This window comes from Streptomyces sp. NPDC000880 (assembly GCF_053599675.1).
In genome coordinates, this window is record NZ_JBSFMS010000170.1 from 1 (window position 1) to 12,172 (window position 12,172).

At 68.7% G+C, this 12,172-nt stretch carries 11 protein-coding genes and 2 pseudogenes; 3 read left to right on the top strand and 10 right to left on the bottom strand.

Annotated features, from left to right (window positions below; all coding sequences use genetic code 11):
- Positions 1 to 73 (top strand): annotated as a pseudogene (locus ACWDO5_RS32985) (hypothetical protein); the annotation flags it as partial.
- A 1,243-nt stretch (positions 74 to 1,316) separates the two neighbouring features.
- Here the strand turns inward: ACWDO5_RS32985 and ACWDO5_RS32990 are convergent.
- From ACWDO5_RS32990 to ACWDO5_RS33010, 5 genes and pseudogenes are all read right to left on the bottom strand, one after another.
- Positions 1,317 to 1,610 (bottom strand): hypothetical protein, encoded by a 294-nt coding sequence (locus tag ACWDO5_RS32990; protein WP_450534232.1) that lies wholly within the window; start codon positions 1,608 to 1,610, stop codon positions 1,317 to 1,319.
- The gene (locus ACWDO5_RS32995) at positions 1,610 to 2,596 is read right to left on the bottom strand and encodes a hypothetical protein (protein ID WP_450534233.1); all 987 of its coding nucleotides are present in this window, start codon (positions 2,594 to 2,596) and stop codon (positions 1,610 to 1,612) included. Before ACWDO5_RS32995 ends, ACWDO5_RS32990 begins: the two co-directional genes overlap by 1 nt.
- 152 nt (positions 2,597 to 2,748) lie before the next feature.
- Complete coding sequence (locus ACWDO5_RS33000) at positions 2,749 to 3,210, bottom strand: hypothetical protein (protein ID WP_450534234.1); 462 nt, start codon at positions 3,208 to 3,210, stop codon at positions 2,749 to 2,751.
- A gap of 204 nt (positions 3,211 to 3,414) precedes the next feature.
- Entirely contained in the window at positions 3,415 to 4,005 is a 591-nt protein-coding gene (locus ACWDO5_RS33005; RefSeq protein ID WP_450534241.1) for a hypothetical protein, read from the bottom strand.
- Between the two features lie 46 nt (positions 4,006 to 4,051).
- Positions 4,052 to 4,174 (bottom strand): annotated as a pseudogene (locus ACWDO5_RS33010) (IS5/IS1182 family transposase); the annotation flags it as partial.
- An 87-nt stretch (positions 4,175 to 4,261) separates the two neighbouring features.
- On the opposite strand from ACWDO5_RS33010, the gene ACWDO5_RS33015 reads away from it, so the two are divergent.
- Positions 4,262 to 4,627, top strand: a complete 366-nt coding sequence (locus ACWDO5_RS33015) for a hypothetical protein (RefSeq protein WP_450534242.1) — start codon at positions 4,262 to 4,264, stop codon at positions 4,625 to 4,627.
- 59 nt (positions 4,628 to 4,686) lie between these two features.
- Here ACWDO5_RS33015 and ACWDO5_RS33020 read toward each other — a convergent pair whose 3' ends face one another.
- Positions 4,687 to 5,121, bottom strand: coding sequence for a hypothetical protein (locus ACWDO5_RS33020; protein WP_450534235.1), 435 nt, complete (start codon positions 5,119 to 5,121; stop codon positions 4,687 to 4,689).
- A 379-nt stretch (positions 5,122 to 5,500) separates the two neighbouring features.
- Between ACWDO5_RS33020 and ACWDO5_RS33025 the strand changes: the two genes are divergently transcribed.
- Positions 5,501 to 8,623, top strand: coding sequence for a type ISP restriction/modification enzyme (locus tag ACWDO5_RS33025; RefSeq protein ID WP_450534236.1), 3,123 nt, complete (start codon positions 5,501 to 5,503; stop codon positions 8,621 to 8,623).
- A gap of 133 nt (positions 8,624 to 8,756) precedes the next feature.
- Here the strand turns inward: ACWDO5_RS33025 and ACWDO5_RS33030 are convergent, their stop codons facing one another.
- The 4 genes from ACWDO5_RS33030 to ACWDO5_RS33045 form a co-directional block, all read right to left on the bottom strand.
- Positions 8,757 to 9,080, bottom strand: coding sequence for a hypothetical protein (locus ACWDO5_RS33030; protein WP_450534237.1), 324 nt, complete (start codon positions 9,078 to 9,080; stop codon positions 8,757 to 8,759).
- Positions 9,062 to 10,966: an FtsK/SpoIIIE domain-containing protein gene (locus tag ACWDO5_RS33035; RefSeq protein ID WP_450534238.1), complete on the bottom strand. Its 1,905-nt coding sequence runs from the start codon at positions 10,964 to 10,966 to the stop codon at positions 9,062 to 9,064. Before ACWDO5_RS33035 ends, ACWDO5_RS33030 begins: the two co-directional genes overlap by 19 nt.
- A 265-nt stretch (positions 10,967 to 11,231) precedes the next feature.
- On the bottom strand, positions 11,232 to 11,486 hold the full coding sequence (locus tag ACWDO5_RS33040) for a hypothetical protein (RefSeq protein ID WP_450534239.1): 255 nt from the start codon (positions 11,484 to 11,486) through the stop codon (positions 11,232 to 11,234).
- 502 nt (positions 11,487 to 11,988) lie between these two features.
- On the bottom strand, positions 11,989 to 12,172 hold a 184-nt coding region (locus ACWDO5_RS33045), incomplete at its 5' end, for a hypothetical protein (protein ID WP_450534240.1).

The following is a 12,172-nucleotide window of genomic DNA, read 5'->3' on the forward strand; positions in this document are numbered from 1 at the left end:
GGCCATCTGCGGTCTGTCCGGCGGCGTGGACTCGGCGGTGGCGGCGGCCCTGGTGCAGAAGGCCATCGGCTCGCCCGCGCTCGCCCGCGAGGTGGCGATGCAGCTCTCCAAGGACCCCTGGGTCCCCAGACGCTTGGTCGTGCGCTCGAGCTCGGCCTGCAGCCCGGCGCGGACCACCTCGGCAGCGTCCTGTGCAGCCTTCACCATGGTGTCAGCGTCACGCCGCGCCTGCCGCGCGTTGTCCGCGGCCTCGTTGGCGCGCTCGTCAGCGTCCGTGGCCTTCCTGTTGGCCTCCCCAACCGCGACCGCCGCGGCGGTCTGCGCCTTCTCGAGGGTCTGGGTCATCTCCTCAACCTGGCGCTCGGCGTCAACCCGCGCCTCGCCGGCGGCGTTCTCCGCGGTCTGGACTTCCTCGGCGGCGCGCCGCTTGATCTCGGCGATCTCACGGGCGGCTGCCTCCCGAGCCGCGTTGACGTGGTCCTCGGCCTCCCTGCGCGCCTCCGCGACCGCAGCCTCGGCTTCCTGCCGCTTCGTCTCCTGGAGGTCACGTGCCTCCTGGACTTCGCGCGCTGCCTCGGTCTGAATGCGGTGGACCTCGGCCGCAAACTCCGCGCGGGCGGTCTCCAACTCCTCCATCATCTGCTCGGCGGCCTGGTCGGCGGCAGCCTTGTCCCCCTCGGCCGCCTCCTTCGCCGTCTCGGCGGTGATCCGACGGGTGCGCTCCTGGTCTGCACGCGCTTCGGCTTGTGCGACCCGAGTGTTCGCCTCGCTCTCCACCGCCAGCACTTGGGCCTCAGCCGCCTCCGGATCACTGACCGTCTGCAGCAGGGTGACGTAGCGATCGAGGTCCGCGCGCAGCCCGTCGACCTTGAGGATCACCTGTTCACGGACGTTGACGGCATCCGCCGCGGAATCGGTGACCGGCTTGTCGGTGTCCGGCTCCTCCACGGCGCCGACGAGCCCGGCGGCCTTCTTGGCGGCCCGCTTGGCTTGCTGGTCGTACCGCCACTTGGTGCCCGCGTTGTGGTCCTCGCGGACGCAATACTCCGGCGCCGGGCCCGGCTTTGAGGGGTCCTGCTTGGGCTCCGGCGGTTCCCCGCACCCGGGGAACTTGCACGTCGGCTTGGCCGCGCTCTCCACGGCCAGGGCATCGGGGGTGGGCTCGCTCATGAACTTCGCTCTCCTGGTCGCTGTGGAAGTTCGGTGCCCGATTTCTACCACAGCGATTTCATCGCATCTCGTCACGGTGATGAGTTGAGATGAGATGCGATGAGATGGGTTCAGAGACGTGCCGGGTTCCGGGCGGTCCTGCCGGCCTACGAGAGCTGAGGGCGTGCCCCACGCGGGAGCGCCGCTCGACGACCCCGCCGCGGCTGGGGCGCATCCTCCCGTTCGAGGGTCACCTCCTGGTCCCCGCTGGTGCTGGCGGCCGCGGATGCTTCCAGCAGCAGGACCTCCATGTAGACCCGGGCGCCCGGCCCCCGCTTGTTCGGCACCACCGACACGTTCCCGACCACCACCTCAGGAGACGCCTGCAGCGCCCGCTCCACAGCGTCCGCAGTCCGCTGCGCCCTGCCCGAATCGGAGTCCATCAACCGGATCGAGGTCATCAGGCCGCCGCCTTCCCGGTCGCGGCCGTCCGCCGGCGGGTCCGACTGAGGTCCGGCTCACCGTGTCCGTCGAGGATCCAGGTCGCGCGCTCCCAGACCCGCTCGGTGCCAGCAGCGATGCGGTGCAGCAGCGCGGTCATCGTCTTCGCGTCGGCGGCGGCCTGCGTGGTCTGCTCCCAGGCGAGCCTCGTGCCGCGCTCCCAGTCCCACGGCTCGCTCGCCATGCTGGACCACTCGTCGCGGGTCCAGGCGAACCACTGCCGCCACAGGCGCGAGACGTAGTCCGCCTTGTCGACGCTCTCGCGGTGCGGGCGCAGCCAGGCGTGGAGGCCGTCGCGCTCGCTGCTGACGAGCTGTCCAGGCGGCGTGACGAGGATGGACGGGTAGCGGCTGACCGGACCGCGGTCGGTCTCGTGGACGACACGGCGGCCCTCCAGGAGCACGTCGAGCCGGTCGAGCGTGGCCTGCCACTCTGCGGTGCCGTACGTCCCGGCCTCGCCCGCGTGCAGCAGCTCCTGGTCGTGGACGCGGATGACTGCGATGGTCTCCGGCGAGGCGTACTCGCCGGGGCCGGCCGCGACCACCAGAATCACGGCGTCGTGGTCCTCGACGAGTTCTTGGGCGAACCGCCGGGCCTTGGCGTGGTCGGCGTACAGCGCGGCCGCGTACGAGCAGGGCTCGCACCAGCGGCCGCAGCCCAGCGGGTAGTCGCGGCGGACGCCGCACCGCCGGCACTCGTACTGCAGCGCGCGGGCGCGGTCGAGGACGGCTCGCTGCGCGGGTGAGCACGTGCGCTTCGGCACTGCCTTGTCGTCCTCGTACAGCGGTGCGTAGCAGTTGCCGTGGTAGAGCACCTGGCCCACGGGGTCGGAGCCGGGCTTGAGGCCCTGCCCATCGAGCTGGGTCTTGGTGGACAGGCCCTCGGGGACATCGCCCCACCACGTGTAGCGGGTGAGCCCGGGGAGCGCGGGGACATACGACGACACTGCGGCCTCCTTGGATTCGACTGTGAGCATATTTAGCGCAGCTCCCAGCAAAGAATTCAAGTCCATTCAATAATTCACACGGCAGGCCCAATCTGCTCTTTAGAAGGCGCTTAATGCCCGCTGCGTGAGCCGGATATTTTCTAAGAACGTTCTTAGAAAGCATCGCCGTTCTGAGCGACCTCACCCGGCCAGGGTCCGTATCGCTCGAGCGCTTCCCGCACGATCCTCGGGACCGAGTACACCTTCTCGATTAGGTCGTCCCTCAGCTCGCGCTCCTCGTCCGTCAGTTCCAGGCTGTTGACCGTCAGCCCCCGCTCCTCGAGCTCGGCCAGCGGCGCCTCACTCACCCGATACGCCACTGTGCGCATCCTTCTCAGCAGGTCAGAGGGCAAGTTATAGGCGCGCTTCACCAAGAAACCGGCGTAGTTCTTGCTCGGCCACCGGCCCGACAGGCTCATGAACTCCTCCTCCCTGGCGGACAAAGGAGCCCACGGGCCGGCTAGGTCTGCCTCGCTCAGGCGCTGCTCGAGCGCGCGTGCCACCAGCATGTCCAGCGGAGGCCAGAGGCCACGGCACTGGCGCCGTGCCTCCAGGCGCGCATCGACCACGCTCATCCCCTCCTCCATCAATTCCCTAGCGCGCTCGGACACTGCCCGGGAACCCTTCTTGCGGATCGCTTTGAAGCGATTGGCGTGCCTGGAATCAATGGCCACTGAATACCTGGAAGACTCCATCAGATCCCTATCCACTCTAAGAACGTTCTTTAAAACGGCTTGCGCGGGCCCCGCCACTCTCAACGAGCGACGAGGCCCTCGGGACTACTCGGCCTTTGCTGCCCGCTCCGCTCCCCGGTAGGGGCGCGCCAACGTGTCAAGGGCATCAGCCATCCCCCGAAGCTGATCAGCGGCCTCCTGCAGCGGCTTGCCACCGCACTCCTCGGGCTTCCGCGTCGCGGTGCCCATGACGGTGCTCAGAGCGCTCGCAACACCCATGGCAGGCATCACCACCAGCGGCAGACCGGTCGCGTCACCACGCCGGATCGCAGCCGTCATCAGCATGAGCATGTCCGCGAGACGCTGTGAGAGCAGCCGCAGCACCGCAACCTGAGCCTCGCCGTCACCGTTCTCGAGATCAGCACCCTCATACAGGTACTCCGCGGCACGGATCAGCGCAGTCCCGTCGTGCCCAGCCTCCCCGGCCGCGATCGCCGCGTGCATCACTTGCATCTCGGCCATCCCCGCCAGAGCGTGCGCCATGCGCAGCCTCAGCATCTCCGGCCCACCCGCCCTCTGCTCCTCCTCCGGCAACTCCTTCGGGGAGAACGGACGCTTCAACAGCCCTAGCGCGGTGAGGGCTTGAAGGATCTCGGTGGTGCTGGACACGGTGCCGGCATCGGTGTACTGGGCCATACGGGCAAGCCTGACACAGAGGCACGCTGCTGCGGGCCGGGTTCCCCTGTGGTCGGGTCCTCTAATCGCCGGGCGCGTTCACGGACATGGCACGCAGGAGCTCGTGGACGACCTGGTCGGTTCCGTCGTCGCGCCAGGCGGCGAAGTAGTAGTACGTCGCGCTCTTCTGCTCGGCCCAGTACCGATGGGGGCCGGTACCCGGCCTCGACCCACCATATGATGCGCAGTCAGGCGGAGAGCCGAAAAAGGGGTGGGGATGAACAAGAAGATCATAGGGATCGCAGCTGTAGGAGCCTTCCTCACAGGCGCTGTCCTTGCCAAACTCACCGCCGGGGAGCCCCGGGACGCCTGGTGCGACGACACCACCTGGATCCGAAAGGCATCCAGCACGTACTACTACCTCTACCGGAACGTACCGCAGTCCCGGGAGGAGATCGAGAAGTCGACGGACTATGGCGGCTGGCTCAGGAACTCGTACTACGCTGCGATGGGCCGGGGTGAGCTCCCACACGGAATCGATGACGAGCTCAAGGACTGGTCCCTCGCCATCCAGGCAGAGATCGAAAACGGCGGCACCGTCGGCAGCTGGACCGACGGCGTACTCAACCACTGCCGCAACTGACCCCAGAAATCGGGTAGGAGGGCAGGGGCGCGCGGCCCTCCTACCCGATTGGGCCGTGTCTACTCGACGGGGTGCTCGTCGAGCCAGTCGTACAGATCGTGCGCGGAGCCGAGAACAGCCGGCCGGTTGGTGAACCGGTCCTCCCCGACAGCCATGCCGTCCTCCATGGTGTCGATCAGCACGTACGCCTCCGACCAGAACTCAGGCCCGGCCTTGTGCGCGTTCATCGCCTTCCGCAGCTCCCGCGCGGGCTCCATGACCGCGGTCATCTTGTCCCAGCACTCCCCCGCTGCCTTCGGACAACCGTCCGTCAGATCGAACCCGGTGACCGCGTCCTGGAACGCCATGGTCGCAGCGGTGATGCTCACCGTCTTCGGCTTCGCCGCCGGCTGCTTCTGCGCCTCGGCGTCACCGCCGCAGCCGCTTACCCCTACGATCGCCGCGGCCGTGAGCAGCACGCCCACGACCGTCGTCCCCCACTGATGTCTCCCCATGACGGGGGATCATGCCACGAGGGGCAGACACGTCGCCCTGCACGAGCTGAGAACGCGGCAACGGCCGACGGAGATTCTCGCCGGCCGCGCTCGTGGCCGGTCACGGCTGTCCCTGTCTCTTGACGGCCTGTTAACTCCGGTCCCCTAATCTGGAATGATCGCGGTCTGTTCGATTGGGGGGAACCCTGTGGGAGAGATACCGCGTTGGCTTGCCGAAGCCGTCAAGGGGTTCGGCGTGGAGTGTGCGAAGAAGCTTGCTGGCCCGGGGGAACCGGAGGCTGCGATACGCACGCCGCTTGAGCAACTGCTGCGGGCGGCTGGGCCTGAGCTCGGGGTGCAGGCCGTCTTTCATGACGAGGTACGTGATACCGAGAGGCGTGTGCGGCCGGACTACGGGGTCAGCATCAACGGGGCGATCACCGGATACGTCGAAGTCAAGGCACCCGGCAAGGCCATTGCCCCGGCCGCGCTGCGCGGCCACGACAAGGCGCAGTGGGAGAGGCAGCAGGACCTGTCGAACCTGCTGTACACCAACGGCACCGAGTGGCGCCTGTACCAGGACGGCGAGCCCCGGCGAACGGTGCACTTCACGGGCGACCTCTACGACGGCAGGGTGACCGCTCCGCCGGAGTTCGAGGCACTGCTGGCGGACTTCCTGGTCTGGAAGCCGGCGCCGATCACCAGCCTCGGCGGCCTGGTGACGGCCATCGCCCGGATGACGCGGCTGCTGCGCGGGGAGGTGCAGGACCAACTGGCGGCTGAGCATACGGCCGTACGGGGCGGCGCCGACGAGCGCCTGCAGCCCTTCCTCGGGCTGGCCTCCGAGTGGCGGGCGATGCTGTTCCCCCACGCGGACGAGGCGACGTTCGCCGACGGATACGCGCAGACCGTGACGTTCGCCCTGCTGCTGGCCCGCACCGAGGGCATCACCGTCTTCGGCGAGTCCCTGCACACGATCGGTGAGAAGCTCCGCGCCGACCACTCCCTGATGGGGCGTGCGCTGCAGCTCCTCACGGACGACGTGGCCCGAGACTTCCGGGTCACGCTCGACCTGCTGGCCCGCACGGTCGACGCCGTTGACTGGGACCGTATCCGCCGCGGCGGCCGCGACACCTACCTGCACCTGTACGAGCACTTCCTCGACGAATACGACCCCGATCTGCGGAAGCGGTCTGGCTCGTACTACACGCCGATCGAGGTCGTCGAGCAGATGGTCCGGCTCACCGACGACGTCCTCGTCACCCGCCTCGGCAAGCAGCGAGGTTTCGCCGACCCTGGGGTCTTCACGGTCGACCCGGCCATGGGGACGGGAACCTATCTGCACGCGGTGCTCGAGCGGATCGCGGCGAACGCCGCCGCACACGACGGGCCGGGCGCCGTCTCCGGCGCGGTCACCCGGGCCGCTGAACGGGTCGCCGGGTTCGAGCTGCAGATGGGCTCGTACGCGGTGGCCGAGCTGCGGGCCGCCGAGCAGCTGAACCGATACCAGGCCGTCCCGCCGGACGGCGGGCTCAAGCTATTCGTCACCGATACCCTTGATGACCCCAACGCGGCCGAGACGCAGCTGAGGTCCGCTCTCCAACTCATAGCGGCCTCCCGCCGCGAGGCCAACGAGATCAAGGCCCGGGCGAACGTCACCGTCGTCATAGGCAACCCGCCCTACGCCGAACTCTCCAACGGCTCCGGCGGCTGGGTCGAGAACGGCGGCCTGGAGCTGAAGACCAAGAAGGGCAACAAGGCCATCCTGGACGACTGGGTCGTCCCCGGGATGAGCAGGTTTAAGGCCAAGCTCAAGAACTTATACGTCTTCTTCTGGCGCTGGGCCACCTGGAAGGTCTGGGAATCCACCCCAGCCGACGATGACGGCAACCTCGGCGTCATAGCCTTCATCACCACCTCCGGCTACCTCACCGGCCCCGCCTTCGAGGGCATGCGAGCCTACCTGCGCCGCTACGCCTCCGAGGGATGGATCATCGACTGCACCCCGGAAGGCCAGACCCCGGACATACCGACCCGGATCTTCCCCGGCGTGCGCCAGCCCCTCGCCATCGGGATCTTCGTCCGCCGCGCCGACACCGACAACGCCACGCCGGCCCGCATACGCCACCGCGCCGTGACCGGGCGCCGCGCCGACAAGTTCGCCGCCCTGGCCGCCACCCAACTCGACGACGACGCATGGCGCGACTGCCGCACCGACTGGACGGCCCCCCTCACCCCCGCCAGCACCAGCCAGTGGGACACCTACCCGGCCCTCGACGACCTCCTGCCCTGGTACTCGCCCGGCCTGTTCCCGACCCGCACCTGGGTATACGCGCCGAGCAGCGGCGTCCTCGAGCGCCGATGGTCCCAACTCATAGGCGAAGGCAACCGCGAACGGAAGGCACAGCTCTTCAAGGAAGGCCGCGACGCCAACCTCGAGAAGACCAAGCCGCGCCTGCCCGGTGATGGCACCAATCCCACGCCCGGGAAGCCCATCGTCCAGGAGACCGAGCCCAAGCCGGCCGTCGCCCGCGTCGGGTACCGGGCCTTTGACCGGCAATGGGTGGTCGCCGACCCCCGCGTGATGGACATGCCCCGCCGCGACCTTTGGGCCGCACGCATACCTGGGCAAGTCTTCGTCGTCGAGCAGCACCGAAAGATCATTCGGTCCGGGCCGGGTGTGGTGTTCTCCGCCCTGATCCCTGATTTCGACTGCTTCAAAGGCTCCGAGGGCGGCAGGACCCTCCCGTTCCTCCATCCCGACGGCGCCCCCAACCTCGCGCCGGGCCTGACCACGGCGCTCACCGGCTTCCTCGGCGTCCCCGCCGCACCAGAGGACGTCCTCGCTTATGTCGCCGGCGTCGCGGCACACCCTGCGTTCACCAAGACGTTCGCCGACGAACTGACCACGCCCGGCATGCGCATCCCCGTCACGACGGACGCCGGGCTCTGGGAGAAGGCGGTCGATCTCGGTCGCCAGGTGCTGTGGCTCCACACCTACGGACAGTGCTTCACCGGGAAGGGGCGGCCTGCGGGCGACGTGCGCCTGCCGGTGGGCAACCCGCAGCGTCCTCTCAGCCAGAGGCCCATCACGGCACTGCCCGAGACACTGGCTTACGACGAGGACCGCCAGACCATCGTCATGGGCGACGGCGAGTTCGGGCCGATCACCCGCCAGGTGTGGGACTACGCAGTCGGCGGCCGCAACATCATTAAGGCGTGGTTCGACAACCGAAAGAAGGAGCCCGGCGGCCGCCGCAGCTCACCGCTCGACGACATCAACGCCACGGCATGGGACCCGGACTGGACCGGCGAGTTCCTCGACCTGCTCTCCGTCCTGACCCGCCTGGTCGACCTCGAACCCCAGCAGACCGAGACCCTGGAGTCCATCCTCACCGGCGGCATCGCCACGCTGGACGACCTCGCCGCTGCAGGGGTCCGCTGGCCGCAGAGCACGGCGGCCAGGAAGCCCCGCTTCTCGCTGGACTCTCACCCCGACGGCGCGGGTGACACCTTGCTGTAGGCCGGCCTCGGCATCAGAACGAAGCCGAGCCTGGTCGGCCCGGCTACCAGTTCCCGACTACAAAGAAACGGGGTCATCAGGAGGCGCCGCGGCTACTTTGCACCGTGGGTCAGAGATAGACACAGACCGGGGCCTACTTACTCCGCGGCTGTTTCGTGAGCATCCCCCGCGCGACGCGGACCAGGACCGCGACGCACAGGGCGCACACCCCGGCCGCCACGAGCGTCACGATCAGTCCCGCGAGAAGCATCAGCCCGATCCCGGCGCCGGCGAAGCCGATGGCGATGTACCGCAACCACGGGTCCGCCTGCTTGATGATGATCTGCTGCGTGGGCGGCTGAGCGGGCCCGTGCCCGTGGCCGCACTGGCACGCCGGCGCCGCTTGGTACTGCTCGACGGGCAGGTGCTGCGCCATCGGCGTGTAGACGTTCGTCGGTATCACGGGCTTGCGGGACATGCGCGGTTCTCCTCGTTGGTGGCTTGGGCTTCGGGGGTGGGGATGTGGCCCTCGGCGACCAGGCGCCAGACCTTGGCCTGGCCGCGCTTGCCGGTGTCGTCCAGCCACCCCTTGGCGGTCCACTGCGTCAGCGGGGCGGTGAGGCTGGAGGTGTGCCCGGCGAGGCCCTGGCCGACCAGTTCGGGCTTGGTGGCGCCCTCGGGACCAGCCTTCTGCAGGGCCTCCCAGAGGGGGAGCCGGTTGTCGGGGATGCGGGAGCCGTCCGGGAACGTGGGCACGGCGCGCAGGACCGGCCGGCCACCCCGCGGGCCGCCACCGCCGGGCGGGGACGGAGGAGTCGGCGGCTCCGGGTCATGCTCGGGCTGCGGGTGCGGTCGTACTTGCTCGGCCTCGCCGTCGGCGGCCGGCGCGTGCTCGAGCGACGTCGCGTGGATCTGCTGCTCGTTGATCCAGTAGCAACGGCCCTCGTTCGGCTCGCTGTACCGCTCGGACGAGACCATGACCTTGCCGGGCAGGTCGAGCTCGTCCAGCCTCCAGCCCTGCCCGTACGCGCCCGTCCCGAAAATCATGTTGATCGGGGTCGGCTCGTTCACCGGCAGGCCGATACGCGTGCCGTACTGCTGCCGGGCGTCGGTGCCCTTCCCGCCGAATGCCTGCTCGCTCGGGGACTGCGTTGCCGCGACGATGCGGATACCCATCGCACGGGACACCTGCATCAGCGTCAACAGCTCGGAGACGACGTCCGGGGCCTGGCGCAGCAGCTCGGCGAGCTCGTCGATGATCAGGACGATGTACTTGCCGTGCTTCCGGGTCCACTTGCGGACCCGCTCCCCGTTCGGGCCGCGCAGCGTCGACAGGTAGCGGCCCCGTGACGTCATCTCCGACTTGAGCCAGATCAGGACCTGGCGGGCGGTCTCCGGGTTGTCGGCGAGCGCGACCATGTTCCGCTGCCACGGGCCTAGCTCGAGCGCACCGGGCTTCATGTCGATGCCCGCCAGGAGGACGTCATCGCAGGCCACCAGGTTGGCAGCGAGGACGTTGACCCCTCCGGACTTGCCCTTGTTCGTGCCACCCGCAACGAGGACGTGCCCGTCGACCAGGTCGACCAGGATCTCGGTGCCGTCGGGGTAGATGCCGATCGGGATGGGCTGCTCAATCGAGGAGACGCGCACGCCCGGCCACGGAATCGACTCGGCGAGCGGGTCGGTGGTCTGCATCCGAACGATGAGCTGGTTGGCCTGGGCGCCCTCCATCAGGCGCAGCTTCCCGGGGAGGTCGAGGTTGGCCTCGAGCTGCCGCCGCTTGGCGATGACGGCTGCGGCGGAGGTGTTCTTGCCCGGCGGGAGGGTCGCCACGGCGTACCAACCGGTGTCGGTGAACACCAGCCGGGAGACGTCCACGGCGGGCACGCCGAGGGCCACCAGGGCGCGGCGCAGCGCGGTCTCCTCCTCGGTGTCGCCCGTGACGCCGGCCTGGCTGACGTTGATGCCCATGCCGTCGGGCAGGGGCGCGGTTTTCGCGGCCTTGATCTGCAGGGAGATCCGCTCGTGACGGGTCTTGATCAGCCACGGCACGTACACGCCGTACGAGGCGATCGTGACGACGCCGCCCGCGATGAGCGACGGCACGGACGGTCCGACCATCGCGCCGATCGCGGTGTTCACCAGCGTGCCGGTGGAAGCGACGCCGAGGGAGGTGGCGGTCTTGTTCTTGAACTTCAGCCCGCCGTAGGTCAGCGCGCTGGTAGCCGCGATGCCCAGACCGTACCCGCCCAGGTCCGGCCAGCCGACACCGACCGCGTGGTGCAGCCACCCCAGGCAGGTCATGCCGAAGGAGGCGGCGGCCGGGATCAGTTCGTAGCGCAGACGCCCACACAGGCGGCACACAGCTCCAGCAGCCTTACGGGCGCGGCTCGTAGCAGGGGTCTTCTCGACAGAGGAGGTGACGTGATTGTGCGTATCCGCTGGTCGAAACACGTCACGTCACCTCGACAGGGTGAGCGCGAAGAGACGGCAGAGGGCTGGAGTGCGCGAGGGCATCGCGGTGTTCCTTCTTTCGGGAGGTCCCCGACGGTTGCTCTCCGCCGGGGGGTCTGGCCATGACGCCAGGGTGTTCGGTTATGTGGTCGCCATACGGGACTCGGCCCGCCGACTACTTGGGCGTGTTCTTCTCCGTGGCTGGCAACTCGATCGGCTCGGTCCTGTCCCACCAGGCATAGGACCACTCATGGCGGACCGTCATCCGGTCGGCCCACGGGAACACTCGGCTTGCCAGGGCCTGCACCGCGGCGGTGATGGCCTGCACGGCTTCAAAGCGGCGTTCGTTCCGGATGTTGGCGCGCAGGCCGCGCGGGACGTGGAACTCGAACGTGAGCCGTAGGACGCGCGGCGATTCTTCTGACGCCACCGGTACCCCTTCCTAGGTCAGCAACAGCCCTCATTGTGCCGATCTTTCAGGGAGATTGGAAGTTCTCGCCGAGATTGGTCAATCTCGGCGAGAACTGGAGAGGAGTGAGGCAGCAGTCTCCGGGACGCGACCCGGCCGACGCTCACGAGGACGCCGGGGGAGGAATGGGCGGCGCATTCGTCGAGGCCGTGACCCGGATGGTCGCCGGATCATCTGCTCAACCGTTGGGCCCCAACTGGGCTAACACGGAAAGACGCCTCCAGGTGGGCCACGTAGCGTAATCGCTTGATGACGGCACGTGTCATCCTCTAGGAGGGTCGACTATGCAACGCAAGCCGAGACAGGAACCTCGAATACGCGCGGTCCGCCGAATATCCCTGGCGACCGTCAGCAGCCTGGCCGCAGGCTCCATCGTCCTCTCGTCGGGCTACTCAGCCCTAGCCCAACCGACGCCCACGCCTTCCGACACACACACCACCCCGGAGCCCACGCCTTCCGACACTCACACCACCGAACCACCCCCCGTCACGCCGCCGTCTCCGGTGACCCCGCCGTCCCCCGTCACGCCGCCGTCTCCGGTGACCCCGCCGTCCCCCGTCACGCCGCCGTCTCCGGTGACCCCGCCGTCCCCCGTCACGCCGCCGTCTCCGGTGACCCCGCCGTCCCCCGTCACGCCGCCGTCTCCG